General features: G+C 39.4%; 21 protein-coding genes and 1 tRNA gene. 18 read left to right on the forward strand and 4 right to left on the reverse strand.

Annotated elements, in window-relative coordinates; genetic code table 11:
• From P8M52_RS04195 to P8M52_RS04250, 12 genes are all read left to right on the forward strand, one after another.
• Positions 1–1,102: AAA family ATPase (locus tag P8M52_RS04195; RefSeq protein ID WP_300307752.1), on the forward strand; the 1,102-nt coding region annotated here is incomplete at its 5' end.
• 18 nt (positions 1,103–1,120) lie between these two features.
• Positions 1,121–1,939, forward strand: coding sequence for a dihydropteroate synthase (gene folP, locus P8M52_RS04200; RefSeq protein ID WP_300307755.1), 819 nt, complete (start codon positions 1,121–1,123; stop codon positions 1,937–1,939).
• The gene (gene glmM, locus P8M52_RS04205) at positions 1,932–3,257 is read left to right on the forward strand and encodes a phosphoglucosamine mutase (RefSeq protein ID WP_300307806.1); all 1,326 of its coding nucleotides are present in this window, start codon (positions 1,932–1,934) and stop codon (positions 3,255–3,257) included. Before folP ends, glmM begins: the two co-directional genes overlap by 8 nt.
• Complete coding sequence (locus P8M52_RS04210) at positions 3,257–3,994, forward strand: TSUP family transporter (protein WP_300307758.1); 738 nt, start codon at positions 3,257–3,259, stop codon at positions 3,992–3,994. Before glmM ends, P8M52_RS04210 begins: the two co-directional genes overlap by 1 nt.
• Before the next feature lie 10 nt (positions 3,995–4,004).
• Positions 4,005–4,580 (forward strand): electron transport complex subunit RsxA, encoded by a 576-nt coding sequence (rsxA, locus tag P8M52_RS04215; RefSeq protein ID WP_300307761.1) that lies wholly within the window; start codon positions 4,005–4,007, stop codon positions 4,578–4,580.
• Positions 4,580–5,122 carry an electron transport complex subunit RsxB gene (rsxB, locus tag P8M52_RS04220; protein WP_363320149.1) on the forward strand — a complete coding sequence of 181 codons (543 nt, stop codon included), beginning with the start codon at positions 4,580–4,582 and terminating at the stop codon, positions 5,120–5,122. Before rsxA ends, rsxB begins: the two co-directional genes overlap by 1 nt.
• Entirely contained in the window at positions 5,115–6,623 is a 1,509-nt protein-coding gene (gene rsxC, locus P8M52_RS04225; protein ID WP_300307763.1) for an electron transport complex subunit RsxC, read from the forward strand. The genes rsxB and rsxC overlap by 8 nt, the downstream gene beginning before the upstream one ends.
• Complete coding sequence (locus P8M52_RS04230) at positions 6,616–7,560, forward strand: RnfABCDGE type electron transport complex subunit D (protein ID WP_300307765.1); 945 nt, start codon at positions 6,616–6,618, stop codon at positions 7,558–7,560. The genes rsxC and P8M52_RS04230 overlap by 8 nt, the downstream gene beginning before the upstream one ends.
• The gene (gene rsxG / locus P8M52_RS04235; RefSeq protein ID WP_300307768.1) at positions 7,560–8,162 is read left to right on the forward strand and encodes an electron transport complex subunit RsxG; all 603 of its coding nucleotides are present in this window, start codon (positions 7,560–7,562) and stop codon (positions 8,160–8,162) included. Before P8M52_RS04230 ends, rsxG begins: the two co-directional genes overlap by 1 nt.
• Before the next feature lie 2 nt (positions 8,163–8,164).
• Complete coding sequence (gene queA, locus P8M52_RS04240; RefSeq protein ID WP_300307771.1) at positions 8,165–9,178, forward strand: tRNA preQ1(34) S-adenosylmethionine ribosyltransferase-isomerase QueA; 1,014 nt, start codon at positions 8,165–8,167, stop codon at positions 9,176–9,178.
• Entirely contained in the window at positions 9,175–9,531 is a 357-nt protein-coding gene (locus P8M52_RS04245; RefSeq protein WP_300307773.1) for an HIT family protein, read from the forward strand. The genes queA and P8M52_RS04245 overlap by 4 nt, the downstream gene beginning before the upstream one ends.
• A complete protein-coding gene (locus P8M52_RS04250) occupies positions 9,528–9,857 on the forward strand; it encodes a thioredoxin family protein (RefSeq protein WP_300307776.1) in 330 nt (109 codons plus the stop codon). The genes P8M52_RS04245 and P8M52_RS04250 overlap by 4 nt, the downstream gene beginning before the upstream one ends.
• On the opposite strand, the gene P8M52_RS04255 is transcribed toward P8M52_RS04250, so the two are convergent.
• Genes P8M52_RS04255 through sucC form a run of 3 tightly spaced genes read right to left on the reverse strand, consistent with a single transcriptional unit; the run spans position 9,854 to position 12,644 of the window.
• A complete protein-coding gene (locus tag P8M52_RS04255) occupies positions 9,854–10,621 on the reverse strand; it encodes a hypothetical protein (protein WP_300307779.1) in 768 nt (255 codons plus the stop codon). The two genes, P8M52_RS04250 and P8M52_RS04255, sit on opposite strands and share 4 nt — an antisense overlap.
• Positions 10,618–11,487 carry a succinate--CoA ligase subunit alpha gene (gene sucD, locus P8M52_RS04260; protein WP_300307782.1) on the reverse strand — a complete coding sequence of 290 codons (870 nt, stop codon included), beginning with the start codon at positions 11,485–11,487 and terminating at the stop codon, positions 10,618–10,620. Before sucD ends, P8M52_RS04255 begins: the two co-directional genes overlap by 4 nt.
• Positions 11,484–12,644, reverse strand: coding sequence for an ADP-forming succinate--CoA ligase subunit beta (sucC, locus tag P8M52_RS04265; protein WP_300307785.1), 1,161 nt, complete (start codon positions 12,642–12,644; stop codon positions 11,484–11,486). The genes sucD and sucC overlap by 4 nt, the downstream gene beginning before the upstream one ends.
• A gap of 53 nt (positions 12,645–12,697) precedes the next feature.
• Between sucC and efp the strand changes: the two genes are divergently transcribed.
• The 6 genes from efp (at position 12,698) to P8M52_RS04295 (ending at position 17,813) form a co-directional block, all read left to right on the forward strand.
• Positions 12,698–13,261 carry an elongation factor P gene (gene efp / locus P8M52_RS04270; protein ID WP_300307788.1) on the forward strand — a complete coding sequence of 188 codons (564 nt, stop codon included), beginning with the start codon at positions 12,698–12,700 and terminating at the stop codon, positions 13,259–13,261.
• An 84-nt stretch (positions 13,262–13,345) separates the two neighbouring features.
• Positions 13,346–14,239, forward strand: coding sequence for an EF-P lysine aminoacylase EpmA (gene epmA / locus P8M52_RS04275; protein ID WP_300307791.1), 894 nt, complete (start codon positions 13,346–13,348; stop codon positions 14,237–14,239).
• A 39-nt stretch (positions 14,240–14,278) separates the two neighbouring features.
• Complete coding sequence (locus P8M52_RS04280; protein ID WP_300307794.1) at positions 14,279–15,757, forward strand: tetratricopeptide repeat protein; 1,479 nt, start codon at positions 14,279–14,281, stop codon at positions 15,755–15,757.
• Position 15,758: 1 nt separating this feature from the next.
• Positions 15,759–16,208, forward strand: a complete 450-nt coding sequence (locus tag P8M52_RS04285; RefSeq protein ID WP_300307797.1) for a YcgN family cysteine cluster protein — start codon at positions 15,759–15,761, stop codon at positions 16,206–16,208.
• Positions 16,208–16,597, forward strand: a complete 390-nt coding sequence (locus tag P8M52_RS04290) for a DUF2914 domain-containing protein (RefSeq protein ID WP_300307800.1) — start codon at positions 16,208–16,210, stop codon at positions 16,595–16,597. The genes P8M52_RS04285 and P8M52_RS04290 overlap by 1 nt, the downstream gene beginning before the upstream one ends.
• A gap of 19 nt (positions 16,598–16,616) precedes the next feature.
• Positions 16,617–17,813 (forward strand): argininosuccinate synthase, encoded by a 1,197-nt coding sequence (locus P8M52_RS04295; RefSeq protein WP_300307803.1) that lies wholly within the window; start codon positions 16,617–16,619, stop codon positions 17,811–17,813.
• Positions 17,814–17,889: 76 nt separating this feature from the next.
• On the opposite strand, the gene P8M52_RS04300 is transcribed toward P8M52_RS04295, so the two are convergent.
• A tRNA-Cys gene (locus P8M52_RS04300) sits at positions 17,890–17,963 on the reverse strand.
• Positions 17,964–17,988: the final 25 nt, after the last annotated feature.

Genomic DNA, 17,988 nt, shown 5'->3' on the forward strand with positions numbered 1-17,988 from the left:
GCAAACTTTGAACCAAATGTTGGTAGAAATGGATGGCTTTGAAGGCTCGGAAGGCATTATTGTTATTGCAGCAACTAACCGCCCTGATGTGCTTGATCCAGCGTTATTGCGCCCGGGACGTTTTGATCGTCAAGTCATGGTTGGATTGCCGGATATTAATGGCCGTGATGCCATTTTAAAGATTCATATGAGTAAATTGCCAATTGCTAAAAATGTTAAGTCTGTTAATATCGCTAAAGGAACACCGGGTTTCTCTGGCGCTGATTTGGCTAATTTAGCTAATGAGGCCGCTTTGATTGCTGCAGGCAAGAATAAGCAATTGGTTGGTATGCAAGAATTTGAAAAAGCTAAAGACAAAATTATGATGGGCGCAGAGCGCAAATCAATGGCAATGGATGAGTCAGAAAAAGAAATGACCGCTTCTCATGAGGCAGGCCATGCGATTGTTGGCCGTATTGTGCCGGAACATGATCCTGTTTACAAGGTAAGTATCATTCCTAGAGGTAGGGCGCTGGGAGTCACCATGTTTTTGCCAGAAAAAGATAGCTATAGCATATCTAAGCGCAAACTAAATTCCCAAATCGCCTCTTTATTTGGCGGGCGTATTGCTGAAGAGCTTATTTATGGTGCAGATGCAGTAACAACAGGTGCAAGCAATGACATTGAGCGTGCTACCGAAATTGCTCATAAAATGGTGAAACAATGGGGTATGTCCGATAAATTAGGTCCTTTGGCCTATGGCGAAGATGACGGTGAGGTTTTCTTGGGCAAACAGGTGACCAAGCACAAGCATATTTCTGAAGATACGTTTAAAGTAATTGATGATGAAATTAGATTAATCATTGATACTAACTATGCAATGGCAACCAAGATACTTGAAGAAAATAAAGACATTCTTATTGAGATGACTAAAGCATTAATGATGCATGAGACCATTGATAAAGAGCAAATTGACGATTTAATGGATCGCAAGCCGATTCGTGAGGCAGCCGTTATCGTTGATTCTGATGTCGCTTCAACAGAGCTAGGTTCTGGCGTCAGAGCTGACGATTCAAATGATTCTGATGATAAGCCTGTCGATGGCGATCCGCAAATCGCCTAACGTTAATTTTTAGTCGTTATGGCTATTCAATCAGCGTCAACATTAATTATGGGTGTGCTAAATGTCACCCCTGATTCGTTTTCTGATGGCGGTGAATGCTTTAATATTAATGATGCAATCGCTAACGCTAAGCAAATGATCGCTCAGGGGGTTGATATTATTGATGTCGGTGGAGAGTCAACACGACCAGGTGCGAAAGCAGTGAGCGAGGCTGATGAAATAAGCCGAGTGATTCCAGTTATTAAAGCGCTTGCAGACGAGGTTGATATCCCTATATCAATAGACACATCTAAACCGCAAGTTATGAAATTAGCTGTGGAAGCTGGCGCTAGTATTGTTAACGATGTTAATGCTTTACAAACTGATGGCGCTATAGAAATGGTCGCTTCTCTTCAAGTGGATGTCTGTCTTATGCATATGCAAGGCTCTCCAAGAACCATGCAAAAAAATCCAGAATATAGCAATGTGGTTGATGATATTCAACAATTTTTTCAACAGAGAATTGATGCTTGTATTAAAGCAGGAATTTTAAGAGATAAGATTATTCTTGACCCGGGGTTTGGCTTTGGCAAAACTCTTGAACATAATTTAGAAATCCTACGTCGGTTTGATGAATTCAAGTATTTTGGTTTGCGATTGCTGGCAGGTCTTTCCAGAAAATCAATGATTGGTGTATTGTTAAATGATCGTGATGTGAAAGGCAGAGTTGTTGGTAGTGTAACAGGGGCTATAATAGCAGTTCAAAATGGGGCAAACATTGTGCGCGTACATGATGTTTTGGAAACTAAAGATGCGTTGTCAATATTGCAGGCGACGAATGGAGAGGAAATTGGCTAGTTATTTTGGTACAGATGGTATTCGTGGTGAGGTTGGGATAGAGCCAATTACGGCAGACTTCTTTTTAAAGTTGGGCTGGGCGGTTGGCTCAGTTTTGTCTGAAAAAGGTAAAGCTAGCGTTGTTATTGGTAAAGATACACGTGTATCAGGTTATTTATTTGAATCGGCGTTAGAGGCTGGCTTTTTATCTGCTGGTGTTGATGTAGGGTTGTTAGGGCCAATGCCAACTCCCGCCATTGCTTATTTAACTCAAACTTATAACGCCACAGCTGGCGTCGTGATTAGCGCTTCACATAATCATTTTCAAGATAATGGTGTTAAGTTTTTTTCAGCCAAAGGATTGAAACTGAACGATGATGATCAAGCAAAGATTGAGCAGAAATTGACTGAACCTATGATTAGCGTTAGCTCGGATCAGATTGGGAAGGCGCGCAGACATGAGCAGCCACGTGGGCGCTACATTGAGTTTTGTAAGTCCACATTTGATCGTTCTGCAGAATTAAGCGGATTAAATATTGTTATTGATTGTGCAAATGGCGCTACTTATCACATTGCCGAGAAAGTCTTTTCTGAACTAGGTGCCAATATAACTGTAATCAATAACTCGCCAGATGGCGTTAATATTAATAAAGATTGTGGTGCAACAGATACTCAGCATTTACAGCAAGTTGTTCTTGAAACTAAAGCTGATCTTGGTATTGCTTTTGATGGCGATGGTGATCGTTTGATGATGGTGGATCACAATGGTGAATTAGTAGATGGCGACGAATTGGTATTTATTGTGGCTAAAGCTTGGCAGCAGCAAGACCGTTTAACCAACAATATAGTGGTCGGCACAAAGATGACTAATCTAGGTATGCGTCACGCCTTAAAGGGTGTTGATATTAAATTTATTGAAGCTGATGTAGGTGATCGCCACGTCATGGAAGAGATGAAAAAACATGGTGCTATTTTAGGTGGTGAAGGATCAGGACACATGATCTGTTTAGACAAGACAACTTCTGGCGATGGTATTATTTCTGCACTTCAGGTATTAGAAGTGCTAGCAAAGAGTCAGTCTAGCCTTTCCCAGCTTAAACATGAGATGGTGAAATATCCACAGGTGTTGATTAATGTTAAAACACAAGAGAAAGTTGACCTTGCTAATCATCAACTATTGAATCAAACTATCAAGACGGTTGAGTCTGATTTGGGCGATGAAGGGCGAGTATTAATTCGCGCCTCGGGCACTGAGCCACTCATCCGTGTCATGGTTGAAGCTAAAGACGCTCAAGTTACCCAACAAAGTGCTGAAAAACTGGCTGACACATTGCGCTAATGAGTTTTGACGCTACTAGCCTAGTGCTGGTTGGGCTGATTTTTCTGTGGACGGGTTTTGTTCGCACAGGTTTGGGTTTTGGTGGTGCGGCGCTCGGCTTACCGTTGATGTTACTTGTAGGTGGGAGTCCAGTATATTGGCTGCCGGTTATTGGCTTGCATTTACTGTTTTTTTCCTCCTTAACGCTGTTTAAATCATTTAAAACAGTTGATTGGCACTATTTGAAACGATCGTTATTATGGATTATCCCACCAACATTAATTGGTGTAGCTGGTCTATTAAGTTTGCCAGATACCGTGGTGATTGTTTTTATTTACTCAATTACTATTTTCTACGCAATTACTTGGATTTTCAATCATAAGATTACTTCACATAAGCCGTGGGTGGATAAGATTTTGTTGGTAATGGGCGGATATGTAGCTGGCACTTCCTTAACGGGCGCGCCGTTAATTGTGGCAGTCTATATGCGCCATGTTGCCAAGGAATATTTACGTAATACTTTATTTGTACTTTGGTTTATTTTGGTCAGTATTAAGATGACAGCCTTTGTTGTTATGAATGTGATGATTGATTGGCAATTTTCATTATATCTAATTCCAATTGCCGCCATTGGTCATGTGATTGGCATTAGGTTGCACCAAAAAATAATCGAGAATGATCAAATATTTAAAAAATGGGTAGGTGGCGCACTGTTGTTAATCAGTTCATTTGGGCTATTGAAAGTGATTTTGAGTTAAAATCAAAGCTATGAATGAATATGTCTTAATTTTAGTGAGTACGATCTTAGTCAATAATTTTGTATTGGTTAAATTTCTAGGTTTGTGCCCATTCATGGGGGTTTCAAAAAAAGTAGAGACTGCTATTGGTATGGGGTTCGCAACAACATTCGTACTGACCTTGGCGAGTATTTCAAGCTACTTGATTAATACCTATATCTTGCTGCCATTTGATATGGAATATTTGAGAACCATTGCTTTTATTGTAATCATTGCTGGTGTAGTAGGATTTACTGAGCTTGTGGTAAATAAAACATCTCCCGTGCTTCATCAATCTCTAGGTGTATTCTTGCCACTTATTACGACCAACTGTGCAGTGCTTGGAGTGGCATTATTAAACGTCAACCAAGATAATGGATTTCTAGCGTCAGCTGTTTATGGATTTGGTGCGGCAGTTGGATTTTCTTTTGTTTTGGTTTTATTTTCAGCGATTCGTGAAAGAATTGATACCGCTGATGTCCCTGCTGCCTTTAAAGGTGCGCCAATTGCATTGATTACTGCGGGTTTGATGTCAATGGCCTTTATGGGATTTATTGGACTAGCCTAGTGATAGAGTCTATCGTCATTTTTTCTGCTTTAACATTAATTCTTGGATTAATTTTAGGTTATTCCGCCATCCGTTTTAAAGTGGCAGGCAATCCATTAGTAGATCAAATTGATGCTATCTTGCCTCAAACCCAATGTGGCCAATGTGACTTTCCAGGTTGTCGCCCTTATGCAGAGGCATTGGCAAAAGGGGAGGCGCAAATTAACCAATGTCCTCCAGGTGGACAAGAGGGTGTAGATGCACTAGCTGAATTGCTGGATGTTGAGGTGCTTACTCTCAATGCTGAGCATGGAGAGACTAAACCAGAGCATGTGGTTTATGTAGATGAAAAGCTTTGTATTGGTTGCACTTTATGCATTCAAGCGTGCCCAGTAGATGCATTCGTGGGCGCATCCAAAGTTATGACAACTGTGATTGAAGAGGAGTGTACTGGTTGCGACTTATGCATTCCGGTTTGTCCAGTTGATTGTATATATATTAAGGCGATAGAACCGAATATGTCTAATTTTATACCCATAATTCCTAGTAACAATCATGCTTAATTTTGAGTTTCCAGGCGGTATCAAAATTGATAACCCTTATCCAATTGAGCGGGTAGAGATTATTCAAGCGCCGTTGCCAACTAGTGTGGTTCTGCCTCTTCAGCAACGTATCGGTGAAGAAGCTAAGCCCTGTGTAAAGGTGGGTGACAGGGTGTTAACAGGCCAGGTTATTGCACAAACAGAAGATGCTTTTTGTGTGCCAATTCATGCCTCTATTTCCGGCACAGTATCAGCTATTGACAAGCAACTAATTCCGCATAAATCAGGCTTAAAATCTACTTGTATTAGTATCGATTCTGACGGCAAAGATGAGTGGATAAGTGAGCAAGGCTGCGGACAAGATTTTTTACATTGTGATCGACAGACAATGATTGATTATATTCAAAAATCAGGCATCGTAGGCTTAGGTGGCGCGGGTTTTCCATCACATACCAAGTTAAGTAAAGCGTTTGATTGCCATACATTAATTATTAATGGCACAGAGTGTGAGCCAGGTATTATGTGTGATGATGCGTTAATGCAGCATCATGCTCGAGAAGTTATACGTGGTGTGGAGATTTTATTGCATATAACCGGTGCACAAAAAGCTATTATTGCTATTGAAGATGACAAGCATGAAGCGTACCAGTCATTACTTATGTTTAATCATAATGCAAGAATTAGCATACAACAGCTTCCAACTAAATACACATCTGGTGCAGAAAAGCTTCTTATTAAGGCATTATTAAGTATTGAAATACCTTCTGGTGGTTTTGCTGCAGATAGTGGCGTTGTTTGTCAGAATGTTTCTAGTACCAAAGCGATTTATGATGCAGTTATTGACCAGAGGCCGCTAGTATCTCGCATAGTTACTGTGACTGGAAATGCGTTAAGCCCCATCAATGTTGAAGTTCGCTTAGGCGCATCTTTTGAACATATTATTAATCTCACTGATGTGAATAATAAAGCGCATGATTATCGTATGGGCGGCATGATGATGGGTGTTGATATTGACACAATTCATATGCCAATTTGCAAGATTACAAATTGTATTTTTGTTAATAATAAAACGCAAAAACATATCGCGCAAGAATGTATTCGTTGCAATAGCTGTAACCCAGTTTGTCCAATTGGCCTATTACCTCAGCAATTATATTGGCACGCTAAGAGTGAAAATGTTGAAAAATGTATCGACTACTCACTAATGGATTGCATTGAATGTGCCTGCTGTTCTTATGTTTGCCCCAGTCATATTGATTTAGTGAGTTATTTTTCATTTGCTAAGGCTTTATGTAAAAAACAAACTGCTGAGCAACATAAAATAGATATTGCTAGGGAGCGTTTCGAATTTAGGGAGTATCGGCTTGAGCGTAATAAACAAGAGCGTGCTGAAATGATGGCGGCCAAGAAACAAGCCTTGAAAGAGAAAATGGCTAAAGATAAAGATAAAAACCAAGAGCAAAAAGATAAAATTGCTCAAGCAATGGCGCGGGTTAAGAAATCAAAGGAAGATAATGCATAGTACTGGACTGAACACCAATCAGATTATGAGACAAGTAATTTATGCGCTTGTTTTGGGTGTGTCGGTATCGTATGTGTTTTTTGGCTGGGGCGTTATCATTCAAATATTACTTGGCGTCACTTCCGCATTGGTCGTTGAGTCAGTCATTTTGGCTGTGCGTGGACGGCAGATACTAGACTCTATCAGTGACGGTTCTGCGGCCTTAACAGCAATCTTATTGGCAATATCTATTCCCGCTATTGCACCCTGGTGGGTGGTGGTAGTTGGCGTGGCATTTGCCATTGTCTTCGGCAAGCAGTTGTATGGTGGCCTGGGCAATAATCCGTTTAATCCTGCCATGCTTGGGTATGCTTTTTTATTAATTTCGTATCCTTTGCAAATGACGACATGGCCCATTGATTTCTTAAGCTTTAGTCAAGCTAGTGAGGTTGTTTTTAATTTATTGAATTTTGACGGGCTAAGTGGCGCAACACGACTAGATGATGTTAAAACTAACTTATCTTTAGGTAATGATCTGTCAACATTACACCTACATTCTGTTTCACAAGCTTGGATTAATATAGGGTTTTTACTAGGTGGGATATATTTACTGGCTAGAAAAATCATTGCTTGGCATATTCCATTAGCATTTTTGTTAGGCATTGTGATTATGGCATTATTGATTTCAATCTTTGATTCACAGCAACATCTGCCAGCACAAAATCATTTAATACTTGGTGGCACAATGCTTGGTGCATTTTTTATTGCCACTGATCCAGTTTCAGCAAGCACAACACCCAAAGGTAGACTTATTTATGGCTTCTTAATTGGTGTATTAGTTGTGATTATTCGTACATATGGTAATTATCCCGAAGGCATTGCTTTTGCCGTATTATTGATGAATATGACTGTACCATTGATCGATTACTATACCCAACCTAAAGTATTCGGCAGATAATGAACAAACTTATTTTAAAATCCGGTATTTTGTTGTTTATTTTTACGTTTGTTAGCATCTTTTTTGTTAGTTGGACTGAGGTTGCAACTAAAGAAAAAATCCAGCACAATGAAAGGCAACTACTGATCAAGCGTCTTGGAGAGTTGGTCTCAAACTATGACAATGATATTTTGCAAGATAAATATAGTAAAGAATTATCACTTCACAATACTAAGCAAACAATTAATGTATATCCTGCCAAACGCAAAGGCGAGGTTTTTGCATATTTGATTGAGCATACCTATCCAAATGGATATAGTGGTGATATTCGTTTGTTAACTGGCGTGAGTGTTAATCATGAATTGCTTGGTGTTCGTGTCATTATGCATAAAGAAACTCCAGGATTGGGTGACAAGATTGAAACTAAAAAGTCTAGTTGGATTGAGCAATTTAAAGGACTGTCACTATCAAGCCCTATTAAAGATAACTGGAAGGTAAAGCGCGATGGTGGTGTGTTTGACAGCTTTACAGGTGCTACTATCACCCCTAGAGCTATTGTTGCTGCAAGCTACCAGGTGTTAGAGCTGTTTACTCAGCAGGCTAACCTTATTGAACAGGAATAGATATGTTATTAAGTCAATTTGATTTTGATTTGCCAAAACAGTTAATTGCCCAGAATCCACCTGAAAATAGAACTGATTCACGCTTATTAGTAGCTCAAGAAACCATACTCGATACCCATTTTCATCAAATCAGCAATTTTGTTAAATCGGGAGATTTGTTGATCATGAATAATACTCGAGTCATTCCAGCACGATTATTTGCCCATAAAGCTTCAGGTGGAAAAGTTGAGATTATGATTGAGCGCTTGCTTAATGATAAACAGGTTTTGGCTATGGTGAAAGCTTCAAGAGCGCCTAAGATCGATAGTTTTATCACACTTGAGAATGGTGATAAGGCACAGGTTATTGATAAAAAAAATGGTTTTTACACACTAGAATTTAACACTGATTCATTGTTAGGCTTGCTTGATCAGGTTGGTCACATCCCTTTGCCACCTTATATTGAAAGAACAGATGAAGAGGCCGATCTTGAGCGTTATCAAACAGTTTTTGCTAAGAAAGATGGCGCAGTTGCCGCACCTACAGCAGGGCTGCATTTTGATGATGAATTATTAAAAAAATTAAAAAACAAAGGTGTTAACTCTGCTTTTGTGACTCTACATGTGGGCGCAGGCACTTTCCAACCAGTTAAATCTGATAATATCATTGACCATCAAATGCACAGTGAATATTATGAGATTTCTCAAGATACAATTGATTTAATTAACCAAACCAAAGCAAACAACGGACGTATTATTGCCGTTGGGACGACAGCGGTTAGATCGCTTGAATCTGCAGCAAAAAGTGGAAAACTTAAGGCTGCCAAAGAGGAAACTGATATTTTTATTTATCCAGGCTATCAGTTTAAAGTTGTGGATATGATGATTACTAATTTTCATCTTCCCAAGTCATCACTGTTGATGTTAGTGAGTGCTTTCATTGGTAGAGAACGAATGATGGAAATTTACCAACATGCTATTGAAGAAAAGTATCGATTCTTCTCGTATGGCGATGCTATGCTGTTGGAGAGATCATGATATTTGAAAATGACTTAGTGTTTATTGAGATTGAACCAAGTGAAATACCTTGGGTTAAGGTATTTACTAGACGAGAAATCAAAGAATTTAGCGAATGCACGACTGAAGAAAAGTTGGAAATTTTTAGAATTATTGATATTGTTGAAAAACAGATGATTAGTTATTTTAAAGCAGATAAGATTAATATCGCGTCATTTGGAAACATGTTGCCGCATGTTCATTGGCATATTATGGCAAGATTCAAACAGGATAGCCATTTTCCAGAGCCCATGTGGGGTCAAAAGCAGCGACAATCAAATTTAACGTTGCCTAATTTCGAGGTATTCTTTAAAGAATTAGGAGGGTGTTTATGAATCAATTAGAGAGTCAAAGTCAGCTAGATACACTGAAGCGTGAGAAAGATGCGGTGTTAATTCTTTTCGGTGGCGCTAATTGTGGCGTATGTCAAACTATTAAGCCACAGATCGATAATAAATTTAACACTAAATTTCCTGAATTAGAAATGGTCTATATTGATTGTGAGCAGATGCAAGAAATATGCGCCCAACATGGCGTATTTTCTCTGCCTGTTGTGCAAGTGTTCTTTATGGGTCAGAAGTTTATTGAAGAAGTCCGAGGGTTTTCGCTATTAGCTTTAGAGCAAGAAATTGAAAAAACTTATGCAAAAATGAATGGTTAAAGACTGTCTTTAATTTTTTGCAAAGTCGGAGCTTCAATATCAAATTCATTGACCAATTCTAATGCTCTATCTAGTCTTGCAGGTGCCGATCTACCCATGCACCCATGTTCAGGATCACCCTCAAAAGCTTTAACCAATCCCCGTTCTAGAGCTTTATCATCATATGGCTTTCCGGTGAGTGCAACTTGTAGCGCTAAAATATCTTTAAACACGTCACGCATCAGTGCTAAATGATTATTATATAAATCATTAACATTAGTACCTGGCTTAATAATAAGCCCAGCAATATTGCTAGTTAATATATAGAGATTTTTAATCACCAGTTCGAACAGTAATTCATCTTCGTTATTTAATACATGTGCCGGAATATCTATTAGCGCTAGTGAATTGGCCAGTATCTGTGCCTTGGGTCCAAATGCAGGGGAAGAAATAAGCACTTTAGAATCCATGCCTTTTTTCTTTTCAAACCATACTGATATCACGGTAGGACGGCTAAAGCCATGTTCAAGCCAGTCGCGTGGCAATAATTCATTTTGCATCATGGCAACGCGATCTTTCCATTTATTGGGTATAGATTTAAGCGCATCTTGTAGGTCAGCTTCTGCAGTGCAAACAAGAATCATCTCCGGATCAATTGTGTCTGAGAGTTCATCAATATCTGTTGCACGGGTTATGGGGTAAACAGGGTAGTTGGCACGCAAAAATGCGCGTGCAAAAACACTACCTAGTTCACCAATACCTAAGACGATTATTGGCTTATTCATTTCAATATGTTTAATAGGGTTGAACCCATGGTTGCCGGTGTTGGTGCAATTGCTACCCCAGACTTTTCTAAAGCTTTAATTTTGTCTATAGCCTTGCCTGATCCTCCGCTGATTACGGCACCGGCATGACCCATACGTTTGCCTTTGGGCGCTGTAAGGCCGGCAATATAAGATACAACAGGCTTGGAAACGTTGGATTGAATAAATTCTGCTGCCTCCTCCTCGGCGGAGCCGCCAATTTCACCCACCATAATAATCGATTGAGTTTGATCGTCAGCTTCGAAAAGTGCCAAACAGTCAATGAAATTCATGCCTTGAATAGGGTCGCCACCAATCCCAATACAAGTACTCTGTCCAAGTCCTACTGAAGTGGTTTGATGTACCGCCTCATAAGTAAGTGTGCCTGAGCGAGATACTACACCTACGCTACCAGCTTGATGGATGTTTCCTGGCATAATGCCCAATTTGCATTCATTAGGGGTGATAACCCCTGGGCAATTTGGACCAATCAAAGTTGAATTCGAGCCCTTTAAAATCGCTTTAATTTTAAGCATATCTTGCACTGGAATACCTTCAGTAATGCAGGCAATAACTGGCATCTCTGCTTCAATAGCCTCAATAATTGAAGCATAAGCAAAACGTGGTGGCACATAGATCATTGTGGCTGTAGCACCAGTTTCATCCATGGATTCTTTGACTGAATTAAATACAGGTAAATCTAAATGAGTTTGACCGCCTTTACCTGGCGTTACACCTCCAACAAAGTGTGTGCCATAGGCAATAGACTGTTCAGAATGGAAAGTTCCTTGTTTACCGGTAAATCCTTGGGTAATAACTCGAGTATCTTTATTGATTAATACACTCATTTTGACAACTCCACAATTTTTATCGCTGCTTGGGTGAGATTAGCCTCTGTGTAAATTTCTGCTGAAGATTCATCTAGTAATTTAAGTCCTGCTGCAGCATTAGTACCTTCTAAGCGCACTACAATAGGTAAATTTAAACCTACTTTCTCGATAGCTTGAAGGATCCCTTCTGCAATTAGATCGCAACGTACAATGCCGCCAAAAATATTAACCAAAATACCAGCTACATTTTTTTCTGTTTGGATAAGTTCAAATGCTTTGGCAACACGCTCAGCCGTTGTGCCACCCCCTACATCTAAGAAGTTAGCAGGGGAGCCACCATGATGTTCAATGAGATCCATGGTGGCCATAGCCAAGCCAGCACCATTCACCATACAGCCAATAGTACCATCAAGAGAAATGTAATTCAGTTGATATTCGCTTGCCTCGTTTTCTTTTTCGTCTTCTTGCAAGATGTCTCGCAATGCTAGAATGTCCTCGTGTCGATATAGTGCGTTATCATCAAAATCAATTTTTCCATCTAATGCCAGTAGGCTGTTTTCAGTAGTAGTGATTAATGGATTTATTTCAATTAAGCTGACATCCTTACTAGTAAATATTTCGTATAAGCCCATTAATGCGCTAACAAATTGCTCGGATAAAACACCTTCAAGCTTTAGTTGAGAAGCAATTAAAGTGCAATCATCTACATTTAAAGCGCCTAATGGGTTAACACCAAATTTAATAATTTTTTCAGGAGTTTCGCTGGCTACAGTCTCAATATCCATACCACCTTCAGTGGAGGCTAAAATAGTAATTTGTTGAGTTTGGCGATCAATTAAGAGGCCTAGGTACAATTCACGTTCAATATTTTGCCCACCTTCAATGAGTAGCTGATTAATTGGCAGACCTTTAGCATCGGTTTGTGGTGTTATCAAACGAGTGTTAAATAGTTGTTTGCATGTATCCTCGACTTCCTCAATAGATCGACACAAAACAACACCACCGCCTTTGCCACGTCCACCCGCGTGAACTTGTGCTTTAACTACCCATATATTGCCACCTAGGTCAGCACAAGCCTTGCCTGCTTCGGCAGTGGTGTTAATGAGAATAGAGTTTGGGGTTTTAATGTTAAATTGTCTAAATAAGCCTTTGGCCTGGTATTCGTGTATATGCATTAAAAAGTGCGTAAAATAAGATGCTTAAATTTTACACTCAATAGGTTAAAAAAATGGCATATTACTCGACCAGTCAATTTAAGAACGGCTTAAAATTAATGTTAGACGGCAATCCTTGTTCAATTATTAATAATGAAATCCGAAAGCCTGGAAAAGGCCAGGCTTCTAACCGAGTTAAACTTAAAGATCTGATCACTGGAAAGACTTTAGAAAAGACTTTTAAATCTGGAGAATCTTTAGAAGGTGCAGATGTGATGGAATTGGATATGCAATATCTTTATAACGATGGTAGTGAATGGAACTTCATGGATCCAAGTACTTTTGACCAATATGTTATTAACGATAACAATATGGACGATGTTAGGGGTTATTTGGTTGAGCAAGACATGTGTATTGTTACTCTTTGGAATGACAATCCAATTTCAGTGACACCGCCTAATCATGTGATTCTTGAAGTCGTGGATACAGATCCCGGTCTCAAGGGTGATACAGCAGGCACTGGTGGCAAACCAGCAACCATGAATACAGGCGTGGTTGTACAGGTGCCATTATTCATAGCTATTGGTGAACAAGTGAAAGTGGATACGCGTACGAATGAATACGCAGGACGCTCTTAATAATACCATCCTGTTTTTTATAGATAAATTTGTCAAATACGTTGAACACTCTTTTTTTGTTGCATCTATAAAAATGTATGATTTATGACAGTATCGTTAAATTCACATATTAGAAAAAAAGCAAATATTTTAAAGAAGATACGTTTGTTTTTCGATGCACAGGGTTTGCTTGAAGTGCAAACGCCTTCGTTGCTAAACACACCTACTACTGATGTTTATATTGATAGTGTTAGTGCACACGTTAATCAAGACATTGAACCAAAAACTCAATATCTGCACACCTCTCCAGAATTGGAGATGAAAAAGTTATTATCACAAGGAAGTGGTGATATTTATCAAATTTGTCAGGTGTATCGAGATAATGAATTTGGCGAACAAAATTTTAACGAATTTACTATGTTGGAGTATTATCGATTAGGTTTTGACACGCACCAGTTGATGGATGATATCACCTCGTTGATTAACGTATTGGGTGTCAAAGGCGAGATGGTTAAATTGTCCTATGCGCAGGCATTTGATCAGTTTGCGAATATTGATATACTCAATACTAATTTTGATGATTTAAAGATAGTTGCCAAGACGCATGGTTTAAGCACTGATTTCAATTGGATTGAAGATTTACAAATCTTTTTATTTGTGCATTTAATAGAGCCGGCAATAAAAAAAATCCCCATTTGTTTTATTTATGATTATCCGGCAGACCAAAGCGCACTGGCTAAGACTGAAGGTCGAGTAGCATACCGATTTGAATTGTACTTATTGGGCGTGGAAGTAGCCAATGGGTATAATGAATTGCAAAATGCACAAGCATATCAACAAATATTTGAGCGTGAAAATGCCAAACGTAAGCAGTTGGGAAAGACTTTTTCAGAACCAGACCAGGACTTTTTAAAACAGCTAGAAAATTCTCTACCACAGTGTTCAGGTGTAGCTATTGGCATAGAGCGATTGACCTCTCAAATTATTAAATCCGATTAAAATAGAGTTTGTTTTGTTCAAATTTAAACCGATTGTTAAATGACTAAGTTTGCTTATTTTATTGTTGTTATTTTCCTGCCTGTTCAGGCGTTGCAAATTTTACAGTCTGATAGTGCTAACGAGATTGTTGGGTATCAGCCACAAGTTTTAGATGAATCTAGTGAATTGTCAAATGAGTTACTTCTTACCAAGCTTGAAAAATCGTCCAAAAGTGGTGATGCAAGATCGCAATTCAGTTTGGCGAATATATATCACAATGGTATTGGCGTTAAGACCGATGAAAAATTAGCTTTTTATTGGTATACACAGGTCGCAGAGCAAGGTTTTGCTAGTGCACAATTTAATGTAGCCAATGGTTATTATCACGGCATTGGTACTAATAAAGATTTAAAACAGGCTTTGTCTTGGTATGCAAAAGCAGCTGAGCAAGACTTTGTGGCAGCGCAATATAATTTGGCGGTTATGTATCGTCGAGGTGAAGGTTCTGAAATAGATAACAAAGAAGCTTTTCGCTGGTATGAACGAGCAGCTCAGCTTGGTTACGGCATTGCACAATTAACTTTGGCAAAGCTTTATGAAAAGGGTGTGGGCATTGAGAAAAGTGATACGTTAGCGCAAACTTGGTATCTTCGTGCAGCTAACCAATTGGACCCAGAGGCACAATTTTATTTAGCTGAGTTCTATCAACAGCGTCATAATTATATTCAGGCAGCATCGTATTATCGTAAAGCATCCGATCAAGATTATATCCCCGCTCAATATGCATTCGCCATATCTTTGCTTGAAGGTAAGGGTGTTATTCAAGACACTGATAAAGCGCAGCAGTTATTGTTGAAAACAGCCCAGGTAGGATCTGCTAAAGCACAATTTCAACTTGGAAAATTATTGCGTAACAAAGGGCAGGTATTAGAAGCTAGAGAATGGTTATCTAAGGCGAGAGAACAAGCGTTTGACGAGGCAATAGCGCTACTAGCAAATATGGATGCGATTGAACAATCAAAGCAAGAAGCTCTAGAGCTAGAAGTGGCTGAAATCTCAACACCAATTGTTGAATTAATCGATAGCAATGTATTAGTGGTTGAGACGCCTGTTGCGATCATAACAGACGATACTATAGGTGGTTCAAATGCTCAACCAACGCCAAATTTATCAATGTCAATTCCAAATCAGCAACAGATTCTAGATTCATTAAACAGCAATGCTAGCATGTTGAATAACGTTGAGAAATTGGTGAGTAGTGCGCAACAAGGTAATCCAATTGCACAGCATAATTTAAGCACCTTGTACAGTATTGGGGAGCTGGTAGCTAAAGATGATCATAGAGCTTTTTTACTTATGCAACAATCTGCTAGTCAGGATATCGCTCGATCTCAAAATTCATTAGCCATGATGTATATTAATGGACTTGGTGTAGAGCCGAATTATCAACAAGCTTATTTTTGGGCGAGTAGGTCAGCTCGACAAGGCGATATTAAAGGTAAACAAATCCTGTTATATCTGGTTGGCAACGCGTTTTAATATGCCTACTAAGTCAAAAAATTTCTGGGAAGTGTTAAGCTTAGATGAAATGAGCCGAGATCAGTGGGAATCTCTGTGCGATAGTTGTGGACGTTGTTGTTTGCACAAACTTGAAGATGAAGATACAGGTGACATCTACTTTACTGAGGTGGTTTGCCACTATATGAATGAAGAGACTTGTCAATGTCCTCATTATGAAAACCGACAAGAATATGTACCCGCTTGTTTGACCATTTACCCGGATTGGGGTGAAAAGTTCAATTGGTTGCCTGACACCTGTGCTTATCGGTTGTTACATGAAGGAAAGCCTTTGTTTGATTGGCATCCGCTGATTAGTAAAGATCCAGAGTCAGTGCATTTGGCTGGAATTTCAGTACGAGGAAGAACGTTGACAGATAAGCAAGTTGATGAAGATGATATACAGTTACATATTATCGATTGGGTAAAGTAATGAAAAAGATTGTTTTATTATGGCTAGTGTTCACAAACATGGCAATCGCCAACTGGCCACATGAGAACATTTCTCAAGCCGTTTTTGCTAGTTCCGTTGCTGACAGACAACCAGTCGAGATAATCACTGAAGTGACTGATTCTTTAGGTAAAATCTACTTCTTTACTAATATACGTAATTTAGTCGGTGATACGATTACTCACCGCTGGATTTACCAAGATAAAATAAAAGCTGAAATCAGCTTTAATATTAAAGGGAAGCGCTGGCGAGTGTGGTCAAGTAAGAATATTTGGCGTACATGGACCGGTAAATGGACGGTTGAAGTGGTAGATCAGCATGGCCAAATATTATTAGTAAAAACCATTAATTTTGAAAAGAGTGTAGCTTAATAGAGCTCAAGGAACAAAGATGAATAAAGTAGTATTGGCCTATTCGGGTGGATTAGACACAAGTATTATTGTCAAATGGTTGCAAGACACTTACCAGTGTGAAGTGGTTACTTTTACTGCTAACATTGGACAGGGTGAAGAAGTGGAGCCAGCTCGTGCCAAAGCTAAAGCTGCTGGCGTCAAAGAAATTTATATTGAAGACTTGCGAGAAGAATTTGCACGTGATTTTGTTTTTCCAATGTTTAGAGCAAACGCGATTTATGAAGGTGAATACTTATTGGGTACCTCAATTGCTCGTCCGCTTATATCAAAGCGCTTAGTGGAGATTGCCCATGAGGTTGGTGCGGATGCTATTTCACATGGTGCAACCGGCAAGGGTAATGACCAGGTTCGTTTTGAATTAAATGCCTATGCCCTTGATGCTGATATTCAAGTGATTGCACCGTGGCGTGAGTGGGAGTTATCTTCACGCGAGTCATTAATGAATTTTGCTGAAAGTCATGGCATTGAAATTGATTACCAAAAACAAAACAAAAAGTCTCCTTATTCAATGGATGCAAACTTGTTGCACATTTCATATGAAGGCGATATCTTGGAAGACCCATGGGCTGAGCCAGAAGATGATATGTGGCGTTGGACAGTTTCTCCTGAGAATGCACCAGATAAAGCGGAATATATTGATATTACTTATGAGAAGGGCGACATTGTAGCCATTGATGGTGAGTCTATGAGCCCTGCTACAGTTATGGAAGTATTAAACCAACGTGCTGGTGCACACGGTATTGGACGTGATGATATTGTGGAAAATCGTTTTGTTGGCATGAAGTCACGCGGTTGTTATGAAACCCCTGCAGGTACGGTTATGCTTAAAGCGCATCGCGCTATGGAGAGTTTAACGTTAGATCGTAATGCGGCACATTTGAAGGATGAACTGATGCCAAAATATGCTGAGATGGTTTATAACGGCTTTTGGTTTGCGCCAGAACGTGAAATGCTTCAAGCTGCGATTGATCAAACGCAAGAAACTGTTAATGGTACGGTGCGCCTTAAGCTTTATAAAGGCGGTATTGCTGTTGTTGGTCGCAAGTCAGACGATTCACTCTTCAGCGAAAAAATTGCCACTTTTGAAGATGATGAAGGTGCTTATGATCAAAAAGATGCAGCAGGATTTATTAAGCTAAATGCGCTGCGTTTACGCCTAAAAGCGCTAAAGTAGTCTAATTAGATTGTGCAGTTTTCATAACCGCATCAAATTAAAAAAGCCCGATAATAATCGGGCTTTTTTTTGTATATGGAGGCCGGAACCAGAATCGAACTGGTCTAGATGGATTTGCAATCCACTGCATAACCGATTTGCTATCCGGCCAAGGTATGTGCAAAGGGCTATATAT

Origin of the sequence: Candidatus Thioglobus sp., from assembly GCF_029243085.1 — a bacterium.
In the GTDB taxonomy this organism is placed as follows: Bacteria; Pseudomonadota; Gammaproteobacteria; order PS1; family Pseudothioglobaceae; genus Thioglobus_A.

Coding starts and splice junctions, on each gene's coding strand:
- folP (WP_300307755.1), top strand. CDS start 1,121: ATGGCTATTCAATCAGCGTCAACATTAATTATGGGTGTGCTAAATGTC.
- P8M52_RS04210 (WP_300307758.1), top strand. CDS start 3,257: ATGAGTTTTGACGCTACTAGCCTAGTGCTGGTTGGGCTGATTTTTCTG.
- rsxA (WP_300307761.1), top strand. CDS start 4,005: ATGAATGAATATGTCTTAATTTTAGTGAGTACGATCTTAGTCAATAAT.
- rsxC (WP_300307763.1), top strand. CDS start 5,115: ATGCTTAATTTTGAGTTTCCAGGCGGTATCAAAATTGATAACCCTTAT.
- P8M52_RS04230 (WP_300307765.1), top strand. CDS start 6,616: ATGCATAGTACTGGACTGAACACCAATCAGATTATGAGACAAGTAATT.
- rsxG (WP_300307768.1), top strand. CDS start 7,560: ATGAACAAACTTATTTTAAAATCCGGTATTTTGTTGTTTATTTTTACG.
- queA (WP_300307771.1), top strand. CDS start 8,165: ATGTTATTAAGTCAATTTGATTTTGATTTGCCAAAACAGTTAATTGCC.
- P8M52_RS04245 (WP_300307773.1), top strand. CDS start 9,175: ATGATATTTGAAAATGACTTAGTGTTTATTGAGATTGAACCAAGTGAA.
- P8M52_RS04250 (WP_300307776.1), top strand. CDS start 9,528: ATGAATCAATTAGAGAGTCAAAGTCAGCTAGATACACTGAAGCGTGAG.
- P8M52_RS04255 (WP_300307779.1), bottom strand. CDS start 10,621: ATGAATAAGCCAATAATCGTCTTAGGTATTGGTGAACTAGGTAGTGTT.
- sucD (WP_300307782.1), bottom strand. CDS start 11,487: ATGAGTGTATTAATCAATAAAGATACTCGAGTTATTACCCAAGGATTT.
- sucC (WP_300307785.1), bottom strand. CDS start 12,644: ATGCATATACACGAATACCAGGCCAAAGGCTTATTTAGACAATTTAAC.
- efp (WP_300307788.1), top strand. CDS start 12,698: ATGGCATATTACTCGACCAGTCAATTTAAGAACGGCTTAAAATTAATG.
- epmA (WP_300307791.1), top strand. CDS start 13,346: ATGACAGTATCGTTAAATTCACATATTAGAAAAAAAGCAAATATTTTA.
- P8M52_RS04280 (WP_300307794.1), top strand. CDS start 14,279: ATGACTAAGTTTGCTTATTTTATTGTTGTTATTTTCCTGCCTGTTCAG.
- P8M52_RS04285 (WP_300307797.1), top strand. CDS start 15,759: ATGCCTACTAAGTCAAAAAATTTCTGGGAAGTGTTAAGCTTAGATGAA.
- P8M52_RS04290 (WP_300307800.1), top strand. CDS start 16,208: ATGAAAAAGATTGTTTTATTATGGCTAGTGTTCACAAACATGGCAATC.
- P8M52_RS04295 (WP_300307803.1), top strand. CDS start 16,617: ATGAATAAAGTAGTATTGGCCTATTCGGGTGGATTAGACACAAGTATT.